Source organism: Allorhodopirellula heiligendammensis, from assembly GCF_007860105.1.
GTDB classification, from domain to species: Bacteria; Planctomycetota; Planctomycetia; order Pirellulales; family Pirellulaceae; genus Rhodopirellula; species Rhodopirellula heiligendammensis.
Window position 1 is genome coordinate 2105625 of the sequence record NZ_SJPU01000001.1, and the last position, 23061, is coordinate 2128685.

Annotated in this window: 24 protein-coding genes, 1 tRNA gene and 1 pseudogene; 19 read left to right on the plus strand and 7 right to left on the minus strand. The window is 57.2% G+C overall.

The window, feature by feature from the left end; genetic code table 11:
- Window positions 1–174 precede the first annotated feature (174 nt).
- From Poly21_RS07900 to Poly21_RS07915, 5 genes are all read left to right on the plus strand, one after another.
- Entirely contained in the window at window positions 175–1662 is a 1488-nt protein-coding gene (locus Poly21_RS07900; RefSeq protein WP_146406313.1) for a DUF8809 domain-containing protein, read from the plus strand.
- 489 nt (window positions 1663–2151) lie between these two features.
- Window positions 2152–5649, plus strand: coding sequence for a pyruvate carboxylase (locus Poly21_RS07905; protein WP_146406314.1), 3498 nt, complete (start codon window positions 2152–2154; stop codon window positions 5647–5649).
- 484 nt (window positions 5650–6133) lie between these two features.
- Window positions 6134–6207: transfer RNA gene (locus Poly21_RS07910), tRNA-Asp, on the plus strand.
- A gap of 77 nt (window positions 6208–6284) precedes the next feature.
- Window positions 6285–6551 (plus strand): hypothetical protein, encoded by a 267-nt coding sequence (locus Poly21_RS27245; protein ID WP_302118063.1) that lies wholly within the window; start codon window positions 6285–6287, stop codon window positions 6549–6551.
- 346 nt (window positions 6552–6897) lie between these two features.
- The gene (locus Poly21_RS07915; protein ID WP_496109472.1) at window positions 6898–7914 is read left to right on the plus strand and encodes a beta family protein; all 1017 of its coding nucleotides are present in this window, start codon (window positions 6898–6900) and stop codon (window positions 7912–7914) included.
- Here Poly21_RS07915 and Poly21_RS28260 read toward each other — a convergent pair.
- Window positions 7907–8425: pseudogene (locus Poly21_RS28260) on the minus strand (sce7726 family protein); the annotation flags it as partial. The gene Poly21_RS07915 and the pseudogene Poly21_RS28260 sit on opposite strands and share 8 nt — an antisense overlap.
- A gap of 420 nt (window positions 8426–8845) precedes the next feature.
- Here Poly21_RS28260 and Poly21_RS07925 point away from each other — a divergent pair.
- The 8 genes from Poly21_RS07925 to Poly21_RS07955 all read left to right on the plus strand — a co-directional run bounded on the left by Poly21_RS07925 (window position 8846) and on the right by Poly21_RS07955 (window position 13579).
- Window positions 8846–10078: a site-specific integrase gene (locus Poly21_RS07925; RefSeq protein WP_146406317.1), complete on the plus strand. Its 1233-nt coding sequence runs from the start codon at window positions 8846–8848 to the stop codon at window positions 10076–10078.
- A gap of 92 nt (window positions 10079–10170) precedes the next feature.
- Complete coding sequence (locus Poly21_RS07930; RefSeq protein WP_302118066.1) at window positions 10171–10443, plus strand: hypothetical protein; 273 nt, start codon at window positions 10171–10173, stop codon at window positions 10441–10443.
- Between the two features lie 46 nt (window positions 10444–10489).
- Window positions 10490–10714 (plus strand): carbon storage regulator, encoded by a 225-nt coding sequence (locus tag Poly21_RS07935; RefSeq protein ID WP_146406319.1) that lies wholly within the window; start codon window positions 10490–10492, stop codon window positions 10712–10714.
- Window positions 10704–11498: a 5'-3' exonuclease gene (locus tag Poly21_RS07940; protein ID WP_146406320.1), complete on the plus strand. Its 795-nt coding sequence runs from the start codon at window positions 10704–10706 to the stop codon at window positions 11496–11498. Before Poly21_RS07935 ends, Poly21_RS07940 begins: the two co-directional genes overlap by 11 nt.
- Complete coding sequence (locus Poly21_RS07945; protein ID WP_146406321.1) at window positions 11495–11962, plus strand: hypothetical protein; 468 nt, start codon at window positions 11495–11497, stop codon at window positions 11960–11962. The genes Poly21_RS07940 and Poly21_RS07945 overlap by 4 nt, the downstream gene beginning before the upstream one ends.
- Entirely contained in the window at window positions 11959–12246 is a 288-nt protein-coding gene (locus Poly21_RS07950) for a hypothetical protein (protein WP_146406322.1), read from the plus strand. Before Poly21_RS07945 ends, Poly21_RS07950 begins: the two co-directional genes overlap by 4 nt.
- 659 nt (window positions 12247–12905) lie before the next feature.
- Complete coding sequence (locus Poly21_RS27250) at window positions 12906–13343, plus strand: hypothetical protein (RefSeq protein WP_302118068.1); 438 nt, start codon at window positions 12906–12908, stop codon at window positions 13341–13343.
- On the plus strand, window positions 13340–13579 hold the full coding sequence (locus tag Poly21_RS07955; RefSeq protein ID WP_146406323.1) for a hypothetical protein: 240 nt from the start codon (window positions 13340–13342) through the stop codon (window positions 13577–13579). The genes Poly21_RS27250 and Poly21_RS07955 overlap by 4 nt, the downstream gene beginning before the upstream one ends.
- Before the next feature lie 205 nt (window positions 13580–13784).
- Here the strand turns inward: Poly21_RS07955 and Poly21_RS07960 are convergent, their stop codons facing one another.
- The 6 genes from Poly21_RS07960 to Poly21_RS28270 all read right to left on the minus strand — a co-directional run bounded on the left by Poly21_RS07960 (window position 13785) and on the right by Poly21_RS28270 (window position 18232).
- Entirely contained in the window at window positions 13785–15053 is a 1269-nt protein-coding gene (locus tag Poly21_RS07960; protein ID WP_146406324.1) for a hypothetical protein, read from the minus strand.
- A gap of 301 nt (window positions 15054–15354) precedes the next feature.
- Entirely contained in the window at window positions 15355–15705 is a 351-nt protein-coding gene (locus Poly21_RS28265; RefSeq protein WP_146406325.1) for an HNH endonuclease signature motif containing protein, read from the minus strand.
- Complete coding sequence (locus Poly21_RS07970) at window positions 15705–16004, minus strand: hypothetical protein (protein ID WP_146406326.1); 300 nt, start codon at window positions 16002–16004, stop codon at window positions 15705–15707. Before Poly21_RS07970 ends, Poly21_RS28265 begins: the two co-directional genes overlap by 1 nt.
- Window positions 16001–16597, minus strand: coding sequence for a hypothetical protein (locus Poly21_RS07975; protein WP_146406327.1), 597 nt, complete (start codon window positions 16595–16597; stop codon window positions 16001–16003). The genes Poly21_RS07970 and Poly21_RS07975 overlap by 4 nt, the downstream gene beginning before the upstream one ends.
- A 169-nt stretch (window positions 16598–16766) precedes the next feature.
- The gene (locus Poly21_RS07980; RefSeq protein WP_146406328.1) at window positions 16767–17882 is read right to left on the minus strand and encodes a hypothetical protein; all 1116 of its coding nucleotides are present in this window, start codon (window positions 17880–17882) and stop codon (window positions 16767–16769) included.
- Window positions 17840–18232 carry a helix-turn-helix domain-containing protein gene (locus tag Poly21_RS28270; RefSeq protein WP_367302534.1) on the minus strand — a complete coding sequence of 131 codons (393 nt, stop codon included), beginning with the start codon at window positions 18230–18232 and terminating at the stop codon, window positions 17840–17842. Before Poly21_RS28270 ends, Poly21_RS07980 begins: the two co-directional genes overlap by 43 nt.
- A gap of 212 nt (window positions 18233–18444) precedes the next feature.
- Here Poly21_RS28270 and Poly21_RS07985 point away from each other — a divergent pair, with 212 nt between their 5' ends.
- Genes Poly21_RS07985 through Poly21_RS08010 form a run of 6 tightly spaced genes read left to right on the plus strand, consistent with a single transcriptional unit; the run spans window position 18445 to window position 23057 of the window.
- Window positions 18445–19065, plus strand: coding sequence for a phage terminase small subunit P27 family (locus Poly21_RS07985; protein ID WP_146406329.1), 621 nt, complete (start codon window positions 18445–18447; stop codon window positions 19063–19065).
- A 3-nt stretch (window positions 19066–19068) separates the two neighbouring features.
- Window positions 19069–20730, plus strand: a complete 1662-nt coding sequence (locus Poly21_RS07990) for a terminase large subunit (protein ID WP_146406330.1) — start codon at window positions 19069–19071, stop codon at window positions 20728–20730.
- Between the two features lie 33 nt (window positions 20731–20763).
- The gene (locus tag Poly21_RS07995; RefSeq protein ID WP_146406331.1) at window positions 20764–20982 is read left to right on the plus strand and encodes a hypothetical protein; all 219 of its coding nucleotides are present in this window, start codon (window positions 20764–20766) and stop codon (window positions 20980–20982) included.
- A complete protein-coding gene (locus Poly21_RS08000; RefSeq protein ID WP_146406332.1) occupies window positions 20979–21215 on the plus strand; it encodes a hypothetical protein in 237 nt (78 codons plus the stop codon). Before Poly21_RS07995 ends, Poly21_RS08000 begins: the two co-directional genes overlap by 4 nt.
- A gap of 1 nt (window position 21216) precedes the next feature.
- A complete protein-coding gene (locus Poly21_RS08005; RefSeq protein WP_146406333.1) occupies window positions 21217–22416 on the plus strand; it encodes a phage portal protein in 1200 nt (399 codons plus the stop codon).
- Window positions 22413–23057: an HK97 family phage prohead protease gene (locus Poly21_RS08010; RefSeq protein WP_146406334.1), complete on the plus strand. Its 645-nt coding sequence runs from the start codon at window positions 22413–22415 to the stop codon at window positions 23055–23057. The genes Poly21_RS08005 and Poly21_RS08010 overlap by 4 nt, the downstream gene beginning before the upstream one ends.
- The last annotated feature ends 4 nt before the right edge of the window (window positions 23058–23061 follow it).

The following is a 23061-nucleotide window of genomic DNA, read 5'->3' on the forward strand; positions in this document are numbered from 1 at the left end:
AACGGCTCGGCCACTCCACATTGATGGAGCTGGAATCCTTCCATCGATCGGATTACGGCTGCGTTAACGCCCGCGATTCCATTAATTCCGCGACGCCGCTCACACACCCTGACCGATCCACGAATTCGTGAAGCACGATCACACAAGTAACCTTCTCCGTTAGGACTTCTGCTCATGACTCGATTGCAACAACAGATCGAAACCGTTCGTCGCCGCCAACAGCGACAGTGGCAGTGGCGTTGCATCAGCGCAGGACTGCTGGTCAGCGGCACCATTGCCTGTCTGATCGGCGTCGCCGGTTTGTTGTCGAGCGAGGGCGTCGCCCGGATTTGGATCGCGACTGCGGTCGCTGCCGGTCCGCTGATGGGATTGATCTATGCATCGGTTTCCGCACGCTCGACGCGGCATGCCGCAGCGGCGATTGACCGTGTTGGGGGCTTGAAGGACCGCACCAAGACCGCGTTGCAATTTGATGGCGTGACGAAAAGTGAATCCGCCTCGGCCCTCCAACGGCTGCAGCTCGCTGACGCCGATGAACATGTATCGCGGATGAAGGCGGAACAAGTCGCTCCGCTCGCTCGTCCTTCCTCGTGGCCCATTGCGATCGCGATTAGCATTGCGGCAATCGTGTTGGCCATTTTCGCCGGGCCCAAAACAAAATTGACGGCCGCAGAAGTCCGCAACGACGTCGTCAGCCAGCAGGCACTGCGTGTTGAACATGACTTGGACGATCTCAAGGAATTGCAAGAAAAATCGGACGACCCCGAGTTGAAGGAATTGGTTTCGGACCTCGAGGCTCTGATCGAACAGCTGAAAGAACCCGGCCTGGATCCAAAGGAGGCCCTCGCGACGTTGTCGGAGATGGAAGCTTCGCTGCAAGAGATGCAGCAGCAGCTGGATGATCCACAAGTCGCAGCGGAACTGCAACAGGTTGGCAGTGCGTTGGCATTGTCCGAGGCTATGGCCAAAGCAGGGCAATCGCTCGCCAAGGGCGAGATGGAAAAAGCTGCTGAGGAGCTGGAGAAGCTAGAAATGCCGGATCTTGATCGCAAAACCGAGAAAGCGATCACCGAAAAACTCGATAAACTTCAACAGGCTGCGGGTGACGGGAATCAAAAGAAATCGGTCGCCGAAGCAGCCAGCAAGATTAGCCAGGGACTCGGCGAAGGCAAACGCGGCAAGTTCAGCGACGGGATGAAAGGCCTCGCTGGTGAGGCACGCAAACAAGCCCGTCGCAAGTTACTTTCGGATATCCTCAAAAAACAATGCAAGTGCTTGAGCGAGTGCAAGTCCGAATGTGAGAGCGAGTGTCGTAGCCAGAGCGAGTCCAACAAAAAAGGTGGTAGTAAAGCCGGCAGCGGCAAAAGCAACAATGAACCGGGGCTCAAGACTGCTCAATTGAAAACCAATCCCCAGATGAACCTGAAGGGCCAGGAATCCTTGCAAGGCGACGTCGATGTCGAGACCGAGTCGAGCGACCCCAATCAGCAGCAAGCTGTCCGCACTTATCGTGAAAAGGCCGATGAATACGAAGCCCTGAGTGAATCGGTGTTAGATTCCGAATCAATCCCCCTGGGACACCGCCAAACGATTCGAAAGTACTTCGAAATGATCCGCCCCACCGGCGCTGAAGTGGACGCGGTCAACGAAAGTATGCAGTAACAATCGCCGGGACGCGTGTACTTCCGAGGCTGGGAATTTCGGAACGCAGGGATTTCCAAGGCGGGGATTTCCAAGGCGGGTATTTCCGAGTCGGGGATTTCCAAGGCGGTTGTATTTTGGAAGGCGGCTCGCGTTTGCCGCCGCGAAAATTGACTAGGATGCAGCTGCAGGCACAGTACTTTGCGGGACTGCGTGGGGATTCGGCCGCGTTCGTGAGCCGCTGCCAGTCACCGGTCTCGCGGTCCTGCCGGGTTTGGTCGGCTCGGTCTCGCCCACTCAAGTGCACACGACCTCTACGGTTAGTGACTCATACGCTTTGAGAAAAAAATTGGGCACGTCGTCATCAGTTTTATTGGCGTAGCCGGCCGCAGAACGCGAAAAAATGTCGCGGTGTGACGCGCAATCAGGAAGGGTAGTTTCACGGGAGACTCTGAATTCGTTACTCTTTAAGACGTTATTCACCGCTTCGTTTTCTCGCTATCGATTTGCATGATGTCTCAACCCGCAGATGCTACCGTCTCGAACGATTCCATCCGTCCTATTCGCAAGTTGTTGGCGGCTAACCGCAGTGAAATTGCGACCCGAGTGTTTCGTTCGGCTACGGAACTGGGCATTCGCACCGTGGCGATTTATTCTCACGAGGACCGCTACGCTCTGCACCGATTCAAGGCTGACGAGGCGTACCAAATCGGGCAACCGGGCGAGCCGATTCGCTCGTATTTGAATATCGACGCGATCGTCGACATTTGCAAGAAACACGACATCGATGCCGTTCACCCCGGGTATGGGTTCCTGTCGGAAAACCCTGATTTTGCCCAGGCACTTGAGGATGCGGGGATTCTGTTCGTCGGACCCAGCGTGCGATCCCTTCGAGACCTGGGTGACAAAACCAGTGCCCGGCATTTGGCGGAAGTAGCTGGGGTGCCCGTCCTCAGTGGTACTGCGGGAGCCGTTGCCTCACTCGACGAAGCAGAGCAGGCCGCAACGAAACTCGGCTATCCAATCATTCTCAAGGCGTCCAAGGGTGGTGGTGGCCGCGGGATGCGCGTCGTGCAAAAACCAGCAGATCTCGCTCCCGCACTCGAAGCGGCCCAGCGAGAAGCCAAAACCGCCTTTGGCAGCGACGAGGTATTTTTAGAAAAGTTTGTCCAGCGTGCACGACATCTCGAAGTCCAGTTGCTCGGCGACCGACACGGTAATCTCGTTCATCTATGGGAGCGGGACTGCAGCGTTCAACGCCGGCATCAGAAAGTCGTCGAGCTCGCTCCGGCGCCGAATCTATCCCCCGAGATGCGGAAAGACCTGTGCGAAGCCGCCCTCAAAATCGGCCGTGCGGTCGGTGGGGGCACGGGGTATGAAAACGCCGGCACGGTGGAATTCTTACTCGATGTCGATGAAAACAAGTTTTATTTCATCGAAGTCAATCCACGGATCCAAGTCGAACACACCGTCACCGAAGAAGTCACGGGCATCGATATCGTCAGCAGCCAAATCATGATCGCGCAAGGCAGACGGCTTGGCAGTGATGAGGTTGGGCTGGGATCGCAGGACGCGATTCGGACCAATGGCTTTGCAATGCAGTGCCGCGTGACCACGGAAGACCCGGCCGCAGAATTTCGGCCGGACTACGGCCGGATCAGTCACTATCGGTCGGCCGCGGGACTGGGAATCCGACTCGATGCTGGGAGTGCTTACAGCGGCGCCGTTGTGAATCCCTTTTACGATTCCATGTTGGTGAAAGTTACCGCCCGCGCCCCAACGCTCGCCGCCGCTGCCTCACGGATGGATCGTGTGCTGCAGGAGTTCCGAGTTCGCGGAGTGAAGACCAACATTCCTTTCCTACTCAAATTGGTCAATCATCCAACATTTCTCGCCGGTGAAGCGACGACTCGGTTGATTGACACCACGCCCGAACTGTTCCGTTTACCCCGTCGCCGCGACCGGGCGACGAAGCTATTGACGTTCCTGGCCGAAACGATTGTCAACGGCAACCCACTCGTGGCCGGACGCCCCGTCGCCGTACGTACCGAGCCGGCACCGATCCCCGAGTATCCGCAGCGGTCCAAGCCGCCACGTGGTACCGCCGATATCTTCCGTGAAGAGGGAATCGATGGTCTGACCCGCTGGATCGGCCAACAAAAAGGCCTGCTGATCACGGACACGACGATGCGCGACGCTCATCAATCGCTGCTCGCCACCCGGGTCCGTAGTTATGACATGCTGCAGATTGGTCCCGCATACGCCCATCTGGCCCCGGAGTTGTTCTCACTCGAAATGTGGGGTGGGGCAACGTTTGACACCAGCATGCGATTTCTCAACGAATCACCTTGGCAGCGGCTGGCCGATCTCCGCGCCACCGTCCCGAATATTCTGACCCAGATGCTGCTGCGGGCCAGTAACGCGGTCGGCTATACGAACTATCCCGATAACGTCGTCCGCGCATTCGTGCACGAGGCCGTCCAAGCGGGCATGGATATCTTCCGCGTATTCGATGCGTTGAACTGGGAAGAGAACATGCGCGTGGCGATGGATGCTGTTCTCGCCGAAGGCGGGATTTGCGAGGCATCGATCTGCTACACAGGGGATTTGCAGAACCCGGGCCGTACGAAATATGACCTCAAGTACTACGTCGACTTAGCTAAGAAGCTCGAAGCGGGTGGCGCCCACCTGCTCGCCATCAAAGACATGGCGGGACTGCTCAAGCCGGCCGCTGCGGTAACGTTGATGCGGGCCTTGCGTGAAGAAATCGGCATCCCGATCCACCTGCACACCCACGACACTGCCGGGATTCAAGCGTCAACACTATTGGCCGCCGCTAGTGAAGGACTCCAGATCGCCGACGCGGCATTGGCGCCAATGTCTGGTGGCACCAGCCAAGTGAATCTGAATACGCTCGTCGAAGCGCTTCGTTTTACCGAGCGAGAATCGGTACTGAGCACGAACGCACTAACAGACTTGGCCACCTACTGGCAAGCAGCACGTGAGTTCTATCGACCATTTGAAAGTGACGTGCTGCCAGCAACTGGCGATTTGTACGACCACGAAATGCCCGGCGGTCAGTACACCAACCTCTTCCAACAAGCCCGCGCGCTCGGTCTGGCGGATCGCTGGTCGGGGGTGTGCCGCGCTTACGCGGACGTCAATCGCTTGTTCGGCGACATTGTCAAAGTCACGCCAACGAGCAAGGCGGTCGGTGATATGGCGCTGTTTTTAGTTGCCAATGAAATGTCCGCTGATGAAGTCCTGACCTCCAACAAGCAGCACGCATACCCCGCGAGCGTGCTCGACCTGATCGGTGGTCGGATGGGGCAACCACCAGGCGGTTTTCCCACGGAAGTCACGAAGGTCATCTTAGCCGGCGAAGCTCCATTGACCGAGCGTCCGGGTGCCACCATGCCCGCTGCCGATCTGGATGCCGCTCGCGCCACCGCCGCAGAGATGACTAAGGAAAAACCGAGTGACCGGGATGCCGTGACGTACCTGCTTTATCCCAAGGTATTCAAAGAGTTCGCCGCACATCGCGAAAAATTCGGCGATGTCGCTATTCTGCCAACGCCTAACTTCTTGTATGGCCAAGAACCTGGCGACGAGATCGCCGTCGATATCGAGCCTGGCAAACGCTTGATTGTCAAGTTCCTCGCCGTCGGCCAACCGCATCCTGACGGCAGCCGCACTGTGTTCTTTGAACTTAACGGTCAGCCGCGAGAAGTCGCTGTCGTCGATCGATCGCTGGACGTCCAAGTGAAAGCAGCCATTCAAGCGGATGCCGATGATCCAACACACATCGCTGCGTCCATGCCCGGGATGGTGATCACCGTCGCCGTTGCCGTGGGAGATAAGGTCAAAGCAGGACAGAAACTCTTTGTTCTCGAGGCGATGAAGATGGAAACCACCATCAATGCATCGCTCGACGGGACCGTGGAAACGATCCATACGCCCGCGGGAACGCAGGTCGAAGCTGGTAACCTGTTGGCGATTGTCAAATAGGTAAATGGGGTATCATCGTCGTGGCGTCGAAGCCGAAGCTAACGACGTATGGCATTCCTCACCTTTTGCGGTGCGAGAACGCGTCCTCCCGACTGTCGATCCAATCGACTTTGATGACGCGGTTCCGAGTCCTCGCTCCGGAAGATGTCAGTGTTAAGGCGTTCGCGCCTCGCCTGGCACGTACGGATTTCTCTGAGAGTAACCTCTCTGAAATGGATCGCGGGATTTCGTGGTCCAGTGGGCGCAAAGAGCGACGGCGTTAGGACTTAGAGCTGAGCCGTCACCGGCCTCCAGAGGGGAAATGATTGTGCAATCAGTACAATCCTTCCCCGTGAAACGGAGAAATTTCGAGAATTTTGGATCTACGTCCTGACACCTATTGCATGACTCAGCAGCATCGATATACTTCCACCCACACGAACGAAGGAGTCACCCAAGACACTTTCGCTCGACGCCTTTTTCGAAAGGCAAAGCCTCATATGAAGGCGCGGTAGCTCAATTGGTTAGAGCCCCGGACTGTCGATCCGGAGGTTGCGGGTTCGAGTCCCGTCCGCGTCGCTTACGTTTTTTCTCAACTCCACCGCGATGGATGGAGTATTGGCAGGGACGCCACTCGAACTGAAACAGGAGTGGTTATGGCAGAAAACTTTCACCAATTCAATCGCATCGATCAAATCGTTGCGGTGCGAATATCCGAGGTCGAGCAGGTAACGTTTCACTCTGCTGACACCTGTACTGTGCGATTCAAGAGCGGGGCAGTCGAAAAGATCACTCGCAATCAAGGATTCGATCTATCCAGGAAGCTTGGCTTTTCAGTTGACGGGATCCTGCTGGAGAGACTTTCACAGGATCGGAGTACGAGAAGTACGAGCGATGACAATCCTTCTGCGGTGATTGTCTAAAACGAACCACGCGAATCAGGCCTGGTGCGCTAACACTAGTCCGCTAAGATTCGTTGGCGGCGAAAGCCGTTGGCCAGCCCCCGACATCTCTTCAGGTGTTTTGTTACAACCGGGGCGCTGGCTTTTTTCTTTCTCCGTCAAGCTGAATGATCCTCGCGAATGCGAACAAACACGTGACCCTCTTGGGCAGTCACTGGTTGTGGATCTTCCACCGTCGCAGCGATGCGATGGTTAACGACATTGCGATAGTTTCGCATCCGCTAGACAGGGACGTTTGGCGTTCTATTCGAGAACGAGAAATGGAATGTAACCTGTGACTTGTGTAACTGACGGGAACTACTTCCCCGTGCTGCGGCAGAAGAAGTATGAACTGCAAGCGATTGAAAACTTAGCAGCGATCCCAGACGCGGTGGTTTGCCCTGTTATTTCGATAAAGCCGGGATCGGTGAAAGAAAAGCCGAAGGGCCAGCGACAAACCATTGTCGAAACATGGGCGCAAACAGCGACGGAATACCCGATCGTGCTTTGTATCAGTTCCGAGGACTGGCCTAACGCCGAATCTCGCTTGCTCTCATTGCCAAGGGAGCTGAAGGTTGTCGGCGGATGCTACGCCAAGGATCTTCCCGTTTGCCGTGCCTCGCTTAAACGGATGGACGATCGCTTCCGGTGCGGCGTGGCAGTTTTAGGCAATAGTGGAACTCCGGATCAACGATCCGATTCGAAACATCTGGAGCAAATAGCGAAAGAAAGACGCACGCAGTTTATCTGCGAACTCGGCCCATGGGAACGCAGCTTAAGTGACCTAAATCATTGTCTCGCTTCACTTGTGCCGAAACTGTCGAGACTGACGGAAGAAACTCCGGCAATCGTTGCGGGCTCCTATCCGAAGGATCACTCCGGGATTGCGTACAACTCGATAGAAACGATTGAGAGGATCGAATGGTCTGCGTTTTTGCAATCAGATTCGAACGCGATTTACAAGTTTGGCGACTATGGAACTGTTTGGGGCGACCCGGACGAGGGCCAGGGAGGCAACACGTTGGTTTACCCTTCGCTTCGATACACGATAAACGGCCACCATCTCGTGTTCCGAAGCGAAGGCTGCTTTATGAACAAGAACCAGCAAAAGACGCACGACTTAATTCGGACACTCGTTCAAGATAAAAGATTCTGCGGAGCTTCGTTCAGTTGGGGCGACCAGCACTTTGCGGATGCAGCGGTGGGATCACCAACGGCTCTGTCGAACGTGCGTGGACTGGCCCGCCCCTTCGAGTGGAACCATCACTTGGCGTACGTTGCAAGAGACGTTGCCGCTCTCGCCTCGCCGCCAGAGATAGGCGGAGTTCGTCAAGAAGTTCGTTGACCTTGAGACGTTGAACTAAAAACTCTCGTCGCGATTTCCCGTCGAGCTTGCGATTTCCTCGAAGCCACCCGCGACGTTCCATCGCTTCGCCCAGTTCGTCGTACCAGATGAGCTGGGCGATTTTCATTGGATCAATGTCGATTCGAAGGGTAGGTCGAGTTTGCTTTAGCGCGATGGTTCCTGAACGAGTTCGCCTGCCAACGACGATTCCGACGCGCGGCGAAGCGAATTCAGTGACGCCGATAACGTGACGGCTCGTCGTCGCGACGGTCACTGTGTGAAAGTAATCTTCGTAGTGCTCGAGCTGGTTGGGCAATCGAGAGAGATTATCACGATCGCTCTTAATCTCAACACAATGCAGGGCGCCGTTGACCACGGCAAGATCTGCTCGCGCCGAATGTCTTGCTACGCCTAATTCGTCGACGATGAGTGTCGGCGTCTTGACGTGCTTTCGCTGAAGTCGGGCACGCATCGCCTCGCGCAATTCCGTTTCGGTGATCGGCTCGTCCATATGGGAAGTAGTACCATAGAGAGGCAGGAACCGTCTACCGAGATAAAAATAACGCCCCCTGATTGACACGGGCGGCGCAGAGTCTATCGTCGCGGGTGTAACAAAACACCTGCGGCTTGCGTCGCGTGGCTTTAGCGAGCCTTCGGTTTTAGCGAACCGAATATCTAAGACGCGGACCAAGGGTAACACTCAACCCTTGTCGACCCCCATTTCGAAGCGTGGCAATTCGTTGCTGCGCCGAAGATTCGCGGGGTTAATTCGCTATGCGATCAACGGATATCGCCCGCCATCGGTTCAGCCGACCTAGCCTTTCGTGGCTGCCGGTATGGATAGGTGCCAATACATGGATAACAAGATCGCTGCCTGCGCGTGTGGATGATAGGAACGAGCGCGGCAGCAAGACCATTTTGAGGCAACAAGATGAGCCAGGCAACATTGACCGACAAACCGCGCCGAACTCGGCAAAGGGAAGCGACGGCCGAGCCTACCACGAAGACCGACGAACAGAACGCGAGCCTTGCAACGATGCAGGAGTATCTCGACGAAACTTTCATTCCAGAAGCGGAACAACGCGGGCTATCTCGCGACCGGATCGGAGAAATCAGACAAGCCGCGCACCGCTGGCAATGGTGGAGCGAAACCAAGTACCGGATAGCCCGTCCTCTACTTGTGGACGTGACGGCGCGCGGGCTTTCCGAGTTCCGCCGCGAGGTGATCGGCACGGAAATACCAGGGCGAGACGGGAAAATCCGGAAGGTATCGCCGCGGAGTTTGAACAAAACGCTACAAGCGATCGAGCAGATTATCGCGGCCGCGGTGGACGACGGGACGCTGGACGATTCGCGGGGCTTGCTTCGCGTGAAAAAAGTTCAGCAGCCGGAGCAAATCGACAAGTTGATAATTCCAGACGCGGAGCTGTCGCGAATCATGGAAGCCGCGGCCGACGCGAAATGGCCGCGGGAAACCGTCGACGGCCGGCCGATGTCGCCTGGCGTAATGTGGCAAACTGCGGTCGTGCTCTTCGCGACGTACGGGATGAGAACACAAGACTTGATCCGCTACGACTCGACAATGCGCCCGATACGCTGGGGCTGTGTCCGCGGTCCGGGATTGTCGCCGGCCGAAGACGGCGTGATGGAATGCGAACACGGCTGGCTGTCGTGGGTGCCGAACAAGACGCGACGAAAGAAAAACTTCGCGATGTGTTTACCCCTGACACCGGCCGCGAGACACCAGCTAGACCGATGGCGGGAAGCGATGAAGCCGGCCGACGAAGCCGAACCGCTGATGCCGGTCCCGATGACTCGCGACAAAGTTTATCAACAGTGGCGCGAGATACTGAGCGCGGCGAAGGCGAAACCGAAACCGAAGTTAACCTTCGACGAAGACGGGATCCCGCTTTCGATGGATCGCGAGTACAAAATTCGACACCTGCGATGCACGGCAGCAACGCGAGCGGACGAACACGGCGCGAAGCTGTCGCACGGCAGCGTGGGCCGATGGGTGACGGGACACGTCAGCAACGACGTTTTCAGCCGACACTACCGAGGCATGGAACGGCCGATCGTCGAAACTCTAACCTCGTTACCGATGCCCGCGGGATTCTCCCCGGAACCGGAGCCGGACCGACCGCGGCTTCGCGTCGTTGGCTGATCGCTCGAATTCCCCAAACTAAAACCCAGACCCGGCCACGTTCGCGCAGACTGCGCGGGCGTGGCTTTTCTTATGCGCAGGAGGAGACGCCAATGGCAAACGATGGAACCCGGATGATGATCCGAAACCCCTTTGATTGTGTTAGCCGAATAGGACGCGGCGCGAAAGTCGAAAGCTTCGCTTCGATGCTGTGCGTTGATGATCCCGCCGAGTGGCTGGCGGTAATCGGCGGCGCGCTTGTGATGCGAACGAGCACGCAAGACCAAAACGAACCGGACGAAATGGTCCAAGAACTCGCAAAGCTCGACGTGATCGTAACGCGAGCATTCACACCAGAGCAGGAAGCCGAAATTTTCGGAATCTGAGGACAGAAGAAGAAAACCCCAACCCTAGAAACAAAAAGGTAACAACATGCTAGTTTTAAGCCGTCGCGTAGGTGAAACAATTCTGATCGGAAACGGAGTCCAGATCGCAGTAACGCGAATACAAGGAAAGAGCGTAACTATCGGAGTAGTCGCACCGGACGAAGTGAAGGTTCTGCGCGGCGAGATCGAAAACAAATCGCCGCGGCGAAGTGAAGCCTTGCGGCGAGAGCTTTCGCGAGGATCGCGAAAGGTGGTGCGAGATGCCAAATAAAGGCTATTCGGAAACGTGGTTTGCGATCGACGCGAACAACTTGCTTTTCCCTGACGTGTGCATGGGCGACAAGTCGGCTAAGAACTTCGCGGCGCGACTCCAGACATTAAACCGCCAATGGGAGCCCGAGCGAACTATAGTCGCGTTTGATTCAAGCGAGAGCTTTCGCCGAAAGCTTTTCCCTGAATACAAGGCAAAGCGAGGAGCGAAGCCGGAAGGGATCGACGACGCACTAAAAGCCGCGAAGGAAGCCTGCTGGGACGAGTGCGTGGATTGTGTCGCGGTCCCGGAATTCGAAGCCGACGACGTATTGGCGACGATCGCCGCGGCCGCGACTGCAACCGGGCGCCGATGTGTACTGTTCAGCAGCGACAAGGACATGCGCCAACTATTGCGAGCCGGAAAGGTGACCCAGTGTCGGAAGCTAAATCGCGATCGCGATCGCTTTACGGCCGAATGGATGACCGCGGACGACGTGAAACGAAACTTTGACGTGACCGCGGAGCAGTGGGTGGAATTCCAAATGCTCGTTGGCGACGCTTCGGATAATTATCCGGGAGTCGACGGGATCGGACCGAAAACCGCAAAAAGCCTGCTCGCGAAGTACGGGACGCTAGGAAACCTATTCGCAAAAGAGGAACGCGAACAAATTCGACCGCGAGAGGTAAAGAAGCTTTTCGCCGCTCGCGAAAACGGAACGCTCGACCTGATGCGGAAGATTGCAACGCTGCGCGACGATGTCCCGATCAGCGAGGCACTTCTAGAAATGGAGGCGACCCGATGAGCTGCGACCCAGGATTCCCAGACCTGAGCACAGAGCGCCAGCGGTCGCTATGCAATTTGCTGGACCGCGTGAACGATCGCCACAAAAAAACGGCCGAACTGCTCGCGGCAATGGTCGAAGATAAAAGCTACGGCGCAGGAGTGATAAAGAAGGCGCAGGAGACGCGGAAACTTTACGAAGGGCTAGCGGAGCTGATCTGCTTGCAATTCCCATATCGAAGAGTGGAACGCCGCGGAACATTCGGGCCTGAAAGCGCTTGCACGAACGAAGACCTGCTTTCTTCGATGAAGCGACTAGACAGCGAGATCGCTTTCCTAAGCGGAACACAAATACAAGACTTGCGGGCCTGGTTCGATCGCGGATTCGCGATGCCGAGGCTTGCACCGCTGTTCGTAACCGAAGGAAATAAGCGAGAAGCGAAGCGGATTCGCGAGAAGCTGAAAGCGAGGCGCGAAAAAGCATGAACGCCGAAAGCATGACGCTAGACGAAGCGGTGGAACTCGCGAAGCGAGTACAGCAAACAAACGGCTTGAAGCTTCAAGCGATTGGCCGTTTTCTGCCTGATGCCGAACTAACGACGACGCCGGAGCGATGGGGAGTGTCGATCGTGCTCGCGGATGGAAAGCGTAAAGTTCTATGGAATAGCCTGTCGCTCGCGATGATCACGCCACCAGCCAAAGCAAACGCACCGAAAGCGAAGCCGGCGAGACGACGAAGCGCCGACGATCGGCAGGAGGTGCTGTTTTGACCAAGCAAGGCACAGACGACCTGCTAACACTCGCAGAAGAACGCGACGCCGCGGAACGTGAAGCGGCCGCGATCGCGACGGCTAGACGCGCGATGGCTCGCGACCGAATCGCGAGAATGAAAGCCGCACTAGACGAAGCGGAAATATACGAGGGGACGAGTTACTGGAACGTCGCCGTATTGATCGCGAAAGTAAGCGAGAATTGGGAGCCGCTAAAGTGGTCGCTTGACCGCCTCGCGATGGACGAAGACATCGGAAGCGGAAGCGGCGAGATAACATCCCGGAAACGCATTGTCCGACGCGCTCTAAAGCGGCTGAGCGATCGCGGGATAATCCAGAGCGAGCTAAAAACGGTAGGAGTCGGCCGGGCGGCGAAGACGACCGTAACGGCTACCGCTTGCCGATCAGTAGTAACCGCGGGAAGGCCAGACGCAAGGTGTGAAATTATGCCAGATTCCATGCCAACAAACCGGGACAACTTGCGGGACAACAACCGGGACAACAACCGGGACAACAACCGGGACAAAACCGGGACAACTTGCGGGACAAAACCGGGACAAATGAGCACCGACACTGTTATATATTCCAATTCCAAAAATTCCGGTCCTCTTTCCCCATTCGGAACCACAAACCGAGAGGGGGAAGAGGACCAAAGATTTTTGACGACTGCGGAAGCGACCGCGCCGCGAACCGCTCGACTGATGGCGACGCTTGGCTGGCCAAATGGCGACGTGAAGACGGTCTGGCAAGTCGCCGCGGCGTGCAATGCCGGGATGATCACCGACGGCGACGCAGACGGAGCCGCACAAATGGCGAGAGACTACGCGAACCGCTCGACCGTGGGGCTATTCCGAACCAAGCTTGCCGAGCGGCTTAAGTTGGACGGCGCGACGCTGTCGAGGATTCTAAACCGCGTGACGATGCCGGGAGGATTCCCGGCCGACGCACCCGTGCGACGCGTGGAACCTTCCAAAAACGCGCCGGCCGGAAAGCTGAGACGCGCGGATCCGGAGCCGGCGAAGATGAGCGAAAGAGCGACGCAGCGAGCGGCGCAAAACATCATAAGAACCCTAGCAAAAATGGAACTGAGCCGATGAGAGACGAAAACAAAAACACCGCGGCAGTGATCGCGGCAGCGGTATTCAAAGGCGAGCTAGGACGCAAGCCGATAAGAATGATCACCGTTGACGAAGCCGGACGGATTGTGAATACCTGGACACTCCACGAAGCAACCGAAGCGATCGAAAAAACAGTCGAAGCCGTCCGGAACTTCGACCAACGAAAACGCTATCAGCGAGAAGGAAGAAGGGCGACGCAAAAACCGCCGCGGTAAAAGTGGTCGAACGTGCGACACGGCCGAACCATCCCCGGATGGAGGCAACCAGGATCACAACCGGGGCTGCTACCAAAGAACCCGCAGCGATTCGAACGGCAGACCTTCAAAGCGAGGCTTGCCGAAAGAACTTTATCGCTGCATCGAACGCAACGGCCGACAGATATTTGCCGGCATCGAACACAACAAGAAACAGCGGGCTGAATCATGGCTGGGGGACCGGGACGCCTATTGTGAGATCATAAACGCTGACCATCGCCGCGAGTGAAGGATCCGGACCGCTCGCGACTGGGGACAACGTCGCCGAAAAGTCGTCCATGTAATGACCAGGAAACGGTCCGAAGACTTGCGACGTTTCTCCAAATGTAGGGCCCGCGGGATAGGTTGGAATTTCGAACAATGCGCCGGGCTGAGGCTTGAGAGCGAAAACGCCCGCCTTGAGATCAGCAAGCGAAAAATTTTCAACGGCCAAACCCTCGCGAAGTTCAATAGTTGCGAAAGCCGCGGCCGACCAGAATCCTACGCGCGGCTGGGTGATGTCGAGCCGGATCGTAACGGAAACCTTTAAGTAAAGGAATTGCCAAGCATAGTCAGGAGAACCGGTCGGACCAAACTTAAAATAATCGTTCCGAGTGAATTGATAGCCACCAGACGGGAGCCCGAATTCTTGGCCGTATAGATAGCGATAGCCTTCCAGATAATCACTACCGAAAAGAGGTAGAGAATAACCTCGAAAGGGCAGCGAGGCGGGACCACCAACGAGCGACCCCGTATACTTCGCGAAGGGAGTCGAGCGAAACACCGCTTCCCGCTGCATCGGAGGCGCCCCAAGATGACAAAGCGGCAGCGAAGGAGTAACCGAGTTGCCGGCTATGACATTGACGCCGGGAAATGAATCGGAATCAGATAACCCCGTGAACTTGACACCAACACGACGACCAGGAAGCGCCGAAAAGTCCTGCGGCGAATCCGAGAGCAAGAGGCTAGTTGACTGATGCGGTTCACCGGCGCCGAAAACGACGTCGTTGAATTCGGCCGCGGAAACCTCTTGCCAGCTATCCGGATGATCGAAGTTGAAAACATCGACGAGCCGGTAAACGCTTCCCTTCGAAGCCGAAAGCGAACCATTCGAACCGGCATCAATCAAAACGTCGTCGACAGCAAGAAAATAATCGCCCTCAAAAAAAGGATTGAATTCGCGGCCGATGAGTCCGCCGAAATGTGAGATAGGGATATTGGCCCCGACAACTTCCTTGATCATCCCAAACGGCGACACCAATTGACTTTGCAGCGAGTTAGGAAAGCCGGCGCCAGTTGCCAAGACGTGATCCTCGCCATCAATGCAAACGCCAACACGAACCGCGGCCGTTTTTTGCGTAAATCCGGCCGGGCCGTCGATGATCTGCAAATCTAGGAAACAATGGTCGCCGACCGTCGCGAGCCCGTCAGAGATCGACGCGGAAACTCGCGTCATAATCCGGACCGAAACGCCATCAAGACGTGGCAGAGCATTACCAACGCCGACCGAGGAATAAGCCACCGACCCGTTGAGATATGCGAAGAACGGAACCGGGCTCTTGCAGAAAACCTCCTCGCGGCTGATCAATGTGCAATCGGAGACGATCCGAGGCGCCGCGGCCGACTGCGCCGGAGAAACCGCGGCCGTCGGAATCCAATCGAGAAAACCGCCGGAGCCGTCGGGCTGGAAACCTAGAATTGATTGTTCACAATTGCAGCCGCAACAACATGACGGCGAAAACCGATTAGCCAATGCCCTAACCTCCGCGGGCGGTTTTGCGAGAGTGGCAAGGCTTGCAGAGCCCTTGCCAATTAGAGCGGCGCCAGAAAAGTTTTAAGTCGCCGCGATGGGGGACGATATGGTCGACCTCGACCGCGATCGCGTCGCCGCAACCCTTGCAAACGTGGTTTACAGGATCGGAGAGAAACGCGATCCTCGCAAGTCTCCACTTGCGACCATAGCCACGTTTCGCCGCGGACGGTCGGCGCCGATCGACCGGCCGCGGCGTGGGCTGGGCCGCGCCGCCGCAAGTGGTGCAACGCGGAGAGCGGTTAATGTGTGCTCGACCACATCGGACGCAAGCGCGGCGGGCGCGGGGTACGGACATTATTCGAAAGGATTCGCGGGCTTCGCGGATGAAGCCGGCGAAGCAGACGGGCCGGGATCGCTAATGGCGCGAAGTTCCGCGAAAAGCGAAGCCTTCGCTTTGTCGCGGCGATGATCGTCCAGAGCATCCGCTAGAAGTTGCTTTTCCCATTCAGAGGCGCGGGGCGGCTGATCACCGGGAGCGGTGAACGGCAGCAAGGGAATCGCATTACCGGATCCAGTGAACCGCGAAAAGACACCGCGGCGAACCGCGACGAACAAAGCGAAGGCGATAAAAAATACAACAATAGCAGTAGTCATCGGGCGGGCCGTGGAGGTGTGAGTAAGTGAGCGAGCAACAACGCCGCGACGACCGCGAGAGCGACCAGGACTGCGGAGTCGGAACGAATTCGAGAGAGTGAACTATTGATGCCGTCCAATTCGCGACGGATCGCGGGAAGCTTCCCGAGGCTATCGAGCAGACGACCACCGAGACGAGCTCGCCCACCGTCGCGAGTTTCCGCGCCGTCGCTGCCTTCACCCGCGAGGCGATAGCAAGTCCGCAAGTCGGAATAGAACGCATCGGCCGAAGCGGGCAAACTGTCACGAGTCGCCAAGTACAAAACGCCGGAATCAGGACGCGCGAAAATAAACGCCGGAGGCGAGGAGCCGGCCGGCATCGACTTTGCAAATCGCGTTTTGAAAAGCGTATCGTCGACCGAATAGCGGACCACTCGGCACTTCGAAGCGAGCGAGCGGAGCCCGGAGTGCTCGCGGAAAAACTCCGCGAATTCGCCGGAGTCCCCGACGAAGATGAGCTGATAGCGGCCGCTATCGTCAGCCGGAGTGCCCGCCGGCGAGACGGAACACGAGAGCAACGCGACACAAACCAAAAACGCGAAACGCAGAAACATTAGAACGCCGTAAATTACCGGATAGCGGACTTGAGCCGATCACCGATGGCAGAGCCAGCGGTGTTCGTTCTTTGAAGATAGACGTTAAGAAAACCGAGCCGCTCAGACGGCGAAAGTTTTCCCCAGCACGACTCACAGAGGAACAACGCAGAGTCGCCGGAATCGGTAACTAAGTTATGCCAACCATCGCCGACGGTAGGCTTTCGACATCGAACGCAACCATACGAGCCGGTTTTAACTTCGTTAAGTTTCGAGCTATCGACCGGACTTGCGGCCGCTTTCCTGGAGATTTCGACATGACAAGTCCCGAGGCATTGCACGGCGTGACGAGAGACGAGAGCGGCCGCGGCGCGATCGGCAGAAACCGTAGTTGTTGAACCGATGCTGCCCCGATCACATGGACAAGAGCCGTCCGAGCAATCGGCCGGACACTCCCCGCCGGGACAATCGGCCGGACACTCCCCGCCGGGACAATCGAAGTCGTTCGAGTCGAAGGAATCACCGCGATCGCGGTTGAAGAACCCGTCGCGATCGCGATCGCGTCGCGGGAACTGATCGCTTGCGGAATCAGGGCTGCCGATGAGCAGGCAACCTGTCGACATGGAGCAGAGGAGAGCAAAGCCGAGCCCGAAGACGAACCGAGGCAATAGCGAGGGGGAGCGGAGACGTTTAAGGTTTTGCATGGAATCCATCGTTCATAGAAAGGAGCGGGCGCGGGGGCCCCGAGTGCAGTTAAAGCAAACCCACCATACCGACGCCAGTTTGTCACAAACTCATTGACTGGAATCGAAAGCGGGGTCTTCGTCCGGTTGTTATCGAGCAACACAGCGACGGTGTCGCCATTTTTGGTACCAAACCCGCAGAACGTGACGGCGTGAGCCGTGAAGTACCACACGACCGCACCGCGACGTGTTCGACTTGCCCACTTTAAGAATTCAACATCGCCGCTTTCCGTAGCGGCAAACGGTATACGCTCCGCGCTGCAAATCGCCTTTAAGCTTCGCGCAGTTTGCCCGCCGCCGTAGGTGCGACGGATTCGCGCCGCTCGCGCTGTGTCATTTTGCCAGTTGATATGACTAATGAGCGACGCGACGGCGCAGGAGCCTTCCCCGCGGTGGAGCCAGTTAACCTGCCGCATGGAAAACGGCAGATTGACCGCGGGTGGAAACTCGACCGAGGGTGGGGAAAAGACAAAAGCCGGCCGCGGTTGCAAGTCAGCGCAACCAGCCAAGAGCGAGACCCCTAGCAGGCACAACAAGAAGAACGGGCGAGAGATGCTTCGCATTGCAAACAAACCTGAGTATTGATGAGCGAGCCGCAGCCGCGGCAGCGTAACGGGCGCGGCCGATGGCCACCGACCGTCATCCTGTCGCGTATGACACAAACCGTGCTGTGATGCACGCCCGCGGCAATCGCGATCTGACGGAGCGAAGCTTGCCCGCTGTCGATCGCGTCGCGGATTTTCCGCTTCTGATCTTCCGACAAAGTCGGCCGGCGAATCGGCGGACTGAGTGTGTCGACGTGAACCCATCGCCAAGCCGTTGACACCGAGACGCCCGCAAGCCTTGCGGCCTCGATGTAAGAAAGGCCGGCATTGACCGAGGCGACTATTTCGCCGCGTGTTGCAACTCGCATTGAAGCTCCGCTAATGCAAAAAGAGGAACGCGCCCGACTTCATGCCGCACGCATGGCGGAAAAAACATACCGCGAGCAATGGAACGGAAAACCCGACAATTGGCTGCTTTTCCGGAGATTCTCCCCGACCCTCCAAAAGTCCGACGGGCGAAAGCTTTCGCGGATGATCAACGCGAAAGCAAGTAACACACACCGCGAGCGACTACAGACCGATGGGCAAACGTGGACCACTACCGAAGCCGACCGCCAGAAAACGCCTCGAAGGAAATCCCGGCCACAGACAATTGCCCGACGATGAGCCGGAGCCGCGAACACTGTCGGAAGTACCAGACGCGCCAGGGTGGCTGCCGCCGCTCGCGTGCGACGCGTGGCAACTAGTAACCGAAGAACTTCACGCCGTCGAAATGCTCGCGACGCTCGATCTACCTATCCTCGAAATGTGGTGCATATCGTACGCATCCTGGCGAGAGATGTTTAACGACGTGACGAAGAACGGATACACGCAGGAGTTTTTCGACGCCGAGGGAAATTTGAAATACTCACAGCCGACGCCGGCCGCGACGCTACTTGGAAAATTCGCGAGCGATTGCAATCGCTGGGCAAAAGTGCTGGGGCTGGGGCCGGCATATCGCGTTGGCTTGCGCATCGGCGACGGACCAAAGTCAAAAGCATCAGCCGTCGACCCCATCGCAGCCGTTCTAGCGGGCGTGGGGATGCAGGGCGCAGCAGTGAACCCGCCGCCGAAGAAAGCCGCGGGAAAGCGAGCCGCTAGAACCGTCGCGAAGAGCCCGCGAAAGAAACGCAAAGCGGCCGCGACGAAAGCGAAGAATTGACCAGTGGCCGCAAAACCGAAATACACACCCACACGGGCGCAACTTAAACGCGCAGCCGATGAAGGCTGGGCCGATTGGATCCAGACCCCACAGGATGAAGTAGCCGTCGCTCGCGGTTGCTACTTCGACATCGGCGCCGCGATGGCGACGCGGAACCTATTCGAAAGCGTATTGACACACGGAAAGGCGCCCTTCGACGGGAAACCGTTCTTGTTGCTCGACTGGCAATGGCACGGGCTGATCGGTCCGCTATACGGATGGAGGATGCCCGACGGAACGCGACGCTTCCTAAGTTGCTTCACGTTCATACCGAAGAAGAACGGCAAAACGCAGCTAGCCGCAGGGATCGCGATCCGCGAGGCACTGGAGCAAGTCGGCGCGCGAGTGTTCATGACCGCCGTCGCGAGATCACAAGCGGCCGACTGTTTCGACGAAGCCGCCGGAATGATCGAACGAAGCGACGCACTTTCCAAAATCTTCGACGTGCGACGCTCGACCTACAGAGCCATCCACCAGACGCGCAACGCGGTTATCGCAGCAATAACCGCGAGCGGAGGGAGTTCGCAAGGGAAGAACGCAAACTGCTTGATCCTTGACGAACTGCACGAGTGGAAAGACCGCTCGTTTTTCGGATCGCTGCTGTATGCAACATCGGCGCGACTGAATTCGCTGGTTTTTATGATCACCACCGCCGGCGATAACCTGACCTCGATCTGCTATGAGGAATACGAGCGAGCGAAGCGAATCAGCGAGGGTAAAGATATGTCGATCGACCATTTACCGCTAATTTTCGAAGCGCCGGCCGATGCGGATTGGAAGAAGACCGCGACGTGGAAGAAAGCGAACCCGTCCTACGGAATCACACTACCCGAGCGACAAATCGAAGCCGCGATAAACCAGGCAAAGGGATCGCCGCAACGAATCGGCGACTTGAAACGCTACCGGTTGAATCAGTGGACGCAACCGAGGGACGCCTGGCTTGATGTTTCGGCGTGGGACGCACTACCCGAAGCGAACGAGCAAGACCTGGTCGGCCAGCCGTGCTACGCGGGCGTGGACCTCGCACGCGTGCACGACTTCGCAGCGCTGGTCCGGCTATTCGAGCACGACGACGGAACGCTTTCGTACCTATTCAAATTGTGGGTGCCAGAGGAGCTAGTCGCGGAGAAACAACACAGCGACCAAATCCCGTTGGTTGATTGGGTGCAGCGTGGCTTCGTCACTGCGACGCCTGGTGCCTCGATCGACTTTTCCCGGATACGGAAGGACATAGTCGAAGCCCACGAAGAAACACCGATGAAAGAACTAGGGTACGACCCCGCGATGGCTGAGCTTCTATGTAACCAAATGCTACGCGGAGAGGACGGGCTAAATACCGTGCAAGTTCCGCCGCGAATGTCGTTTATGTCGCCGCCGTCGACCGAATTCGAACGACTCATTGAAGCCGGAAAACTCCGACATGACCACAACCCCGCTATCTCATGGATGATCGGGAACGTGATCGTATACCAGGACACAAACGAGCAAATCCGGCCGATGAAAGGACGCTCAAACGGACGCATTGACGGGATAACGGCCGCGATCATAGCGACCAATCGACGAATGCAAGTAACCGTCGAAGAGTCGCCGACATTCTACGACACACGCAAACCAGAGATGTTTTAAGCGATGAAACCTCTAACGAGACTACGCGCCGCCGTGAGAATCACAAACGCGGCTTATTTCGACCTCCGCGAGTGGCTGCTCGCGTTTCAATCGCAGAACGCGGCAGAGTGGGGCGCAATGGTGCTGGCCGCAATCATGGTCGTTTCTATCGCGTTTCTATCGGCATCCCTCGCGGCCGGAATGCTGATCGGCGCCGCGATGCTGGCGTATCTGCTGATGTTCATCGACGTACTAGTGAGCCTACGAAAATGAACAAGCGCCAGCGACTAAGAAACGCCGCGGCAATGGTGAACCGTTTTATACGGTCCGCGATGATCGAAACCGTGAAAACCGCCGCGAGACACAAAGCTATACGCACCGCGGCCGTGATCTACTCGGCTAGCGCCTTGGCATTGTTGGCAAGTTGCCCGCTATCGACCGCAACCGCAGCCGCGGCGATTTACGCGGGCGCAATCGCCGCGGCATATATCGCGGAAGGAAACTAGAATGGGAAGAATCCTAAACGCGATCGCCGACATCATCGCGCCGGAACGCCGGAACGCGATGACGCCGACGATGGAAAACCCAAACGCTTCAATTGTCGATTCGCTGAACAGCTCGATCGCGGGATTTGGCAACGCGTTAACCGTCGAAAAGCTGGCAGGATATCCACCAGTGGCGCAAGCCGTGGGGATGATCGCGGGCGACTGCGCGAGTTTACCGTTGGCGACTTACAAGCGAAACGGAAAGAACCGCGACAAAGACAAGTCGCACGAATCCTATAGCCTGCTGAATTTGGACGGGGCGCCGAACGAATACACCACCGCCTTCGACATGTGGTTCGATTTTTACCATGACGCCCTGCTGCGCGGTTGCGGTCTGTTATGGATCGAACGCCGCGGAATAAAGCCTATCGCGATGCATCGACTCGACCCTGACGCGTGGCGACCCGTGAAGGTGAACCGCCGGGTGTATTGGGTGAATTACGGAACCCCGCCGATTGTGTTACCAGAGGCAGACGTTTTGCACCATAGCGGCGTAAGACTCGACGGATTGACACCGTCGTCCCCCATTCGCCGATACGCGGACACGTTCAAAACCGGAACATCGCTACAAAAATTCGCCGCTTCGTTCTTTGAGAACGGGGCGCACGTTGGCGGAGTGTTAAGAGCACCACAAGGCGCGAGCCCGGCAGCAATCGACAACGTCGAAGAGGGAGTCCGCACCAAAGCGAACCCGGCGAACTGGTTCAAAACCTTGATTCTGCGAGACGGCTTCGAGTTTATTCGCACATCGGCGAGCCCAAAGGACGCGCAGCTGGGCGAACTCGATGAAACAGAGACCCGACACGTCGCGCAAATCTACAACATACCGCCGTCGCGACTGGGCTTGAAAGATTCCGTCGCCTACAACTCCCTAGAGCAGGAAGAGAAGCGATACATTCGCTCCACTTGCGGTCCGCACTTGCGCCGGGTGATGGCACAAGCGAACCGAAAGCTACTCAGGCCGAGCGAGATGGGGACGCACTTTATCGAGTACGTGATTGACGCGCTACAGTGGACCGACGGAGCCGCTCGAGCGAACATTGCAACGCAAGGAATCCAAGCCGGATGGCTAGAAACAAACGAGGTGCGCCGATGGTACAACTTGCCGACCAAAGAGAAGCCCGAAAACGAAGCCGAACCCGACAATAAGGTAGCCGAATGACCAAGACCGAAAAGCGATCCGCACTTCTACCGCGATCGCGAGCCGCGATCGAAAGCCGAGCCGATGGCGACGCCCCGGTCCTCATTAGCGGATATGGCGCCGTTTATTTCGACGCGAACGACCCCGAAACGGAGTACCGGGTAGACTTCGACCTGGTCGAACGCTTTCGCCCCGGATGCTTCGACAAGTTCCTCGCGAGCGATCGCGATTGTTTTTGCGCACCGTTTCACGACGAACGCCGGGTGCTCGGAAGACGTTCGCGCCTACTTCAATTGTCGAGCGACCGCCGCGGCTTGCGATACGCTGTGCCCTACGATCCCGAAGACCCGGACCACGTATCAATCGGCGCGAAAATTCGCCGCGGTGACGTGAGCGGCGCGAGTATCTCATTTGCAGCGATCGCGGAAGAGTGGCGCCGCGATGAAGAAAACGACCGGGTGATACGCGAAGTGATCGAAGCGGAACTATTCCACGTTGGCCCGGTAGTCGGCGAAGCCTACGCAGGAACGACCGCCGAAATCAGAACCGACGCGGGCGGAAATTGGGACATGTTGCAACAGAGAAAAGCGGCTTTCCTCGCGGCCGAATCGCAAGGAGCCGACGAGCTACTTTTCGAACTTGACTACCTCCTTTTGCAATAAGTAT

What these genes read in the sequence shown, in the direction of transcription:
- Poly21_RS08005 (WP_146406333.1), top strand. Translation starts at nt 21,217, where the DNA reads ATGGGAAGAATCCTAAACGCGATCGCCGACATCATCGCGCCGGAACGC.
- Poly21_RS07980 (WP_146406328.1), bottom strand. Translation starts at nt 17,882, where the DNA reads ATGCGAAGCATCTCTCGCCCGTTCTTCTTGTTGTGCCTGCTAGGGGTC.
- Poly21_RS07940 (WP_146406320.1), top strand. Translation starts at nt 10,704, where the DNA reads ATGCCAAATAAAGGCTATTCGGAAACGTGGTTTGCGATCGACGCGAAC.
- Poly21_RS07975 (WP_146406327.1), bottom strand. Translation starts at nt 16,597, where the DNA reads ATGTTTCTGCGTTTCGCGTTTTTGGTTTGTGTCGCGTTGCTCTCGTGT.
- Poly21_RS07925 (WP_146406317.1), top strand. Translation starts at nt 8,846, where the DNA reads ATGAGCCAGGCAACATTGACCGACAAACCGCGCCGAACTCGGCAAAGG.
- Poly21_RS07900 (WP_146406313.1), top strand. Translation starts at nt 175, where the DNA reads ATGACTCGATTGCAACAACAGATCGAAACCGTTCGTCGCCGCCAACAG.
- Poly21_RS07930 (WP_302118066.1), top strand. Translation starts at nt 10,171, where the DNA reads ATGGCAAACGATGGAACCCGGATGATGATCCGAAACCCCTTTGATTGT.
- Poly21_RS07905 (WP_146406314.1), top strand. Translation starts at nt 2,152, where the DNA reads ATGATGTCTCAACCCGCAGATGCTACCGTCTCGAACGATTCCATCCGT.
- Poly21_RS07935 (WP_146406319.1), top strand. Translation starts at nt 10,490, where the DNA reads ATGCTAGTTTTAAGCCGTCGCGTAGGTGAAACAATTCTGATCGGAAAC.
- Poly21_RS07950 (WP_146406322.1), top strand. Translation starts at nt 11,959, where the DNA reads ATGAACGCCGAAAGCATGACGCTAGACGAAGCGGTGGAACTCGCGAAG.
- Poly21_RS28265 (WP_146406325.1), bottom strand. Translation starts at nt 15,705, where the DNA reads ATGTCCGTACCCCGCGCCCGCCGCGCTTGCGTCCGATGTGGTCGAGCA.
- Poly21_RS07960 (WP_146406324.1), bottom strand. Translation starts at nt 15,053, where the DNA reads ATGACGCGAGTTTCCGCGTCGATCTCTGACGGGCTCGCGACGGTCGGC.
- Poly21_RS07945 (WP_146406321.1), top strand. Translation starts at nt 11,495, where the DNA reads ATGAGCTGCGACCCAGGATTCCCAGACCTGAGCACAGAGCGCCAGCGG.
- Poly21_RS27245 (WP_302118063.1), top strand. Translation starts at nt 6,285, where the DNA reads ATGGCAGAAAACTTTCACCAATTCAATCGCATCGATCAAATCGTTGCG.
- Poly21_RS08010 (WP_146406334.1), top strand. Translation starts at nt 22,413, where the DNA reads ATGACCAAGACCGAAAAGCGATCCGCACTTCTACCGCGATCGCGAGCC.
- Poly21_RS07985 (WP_146406329.1), top strand. Translation starts at nt 18,445, where the DNA reads ATGGGCAAACGTGGACCACTACCGAAGCCGACCGCCAGAAAACGCCTC.
- Poly21_RS07955 (WP_146406323.1), top strand. Translation starts at nt 13,340, where the DNA reads ATGAGAGACGAAAACAAAAACACCGCGGCAGTGATCGCGGCAGCGGTA.
- Poly21_RS28270 (WP_367302534.1), bottom strand. Translation starts at nt 18,232, where the DNA reads ATGCGAGTTGCAACACGCGGCGAAATAGTCGCCTCGGTCAATGCCGGC.
- Poly21_RS08000 (WP_146406332.1), top strand. Translation starts at nt 20,979, where the DNA reads ATGAACAAGCGCCAGCGACTAAGAAACGCCGCGGCAATGGTGAACCGT.
- Poly21_RS07970 (WP_146406326.1), bottom strand. Translation starts at nt 16,004, where the DNA reads ATGACTACTGCTATTGTTGTATTTTTTATCGCCTTCGCTTTGTTCGTC.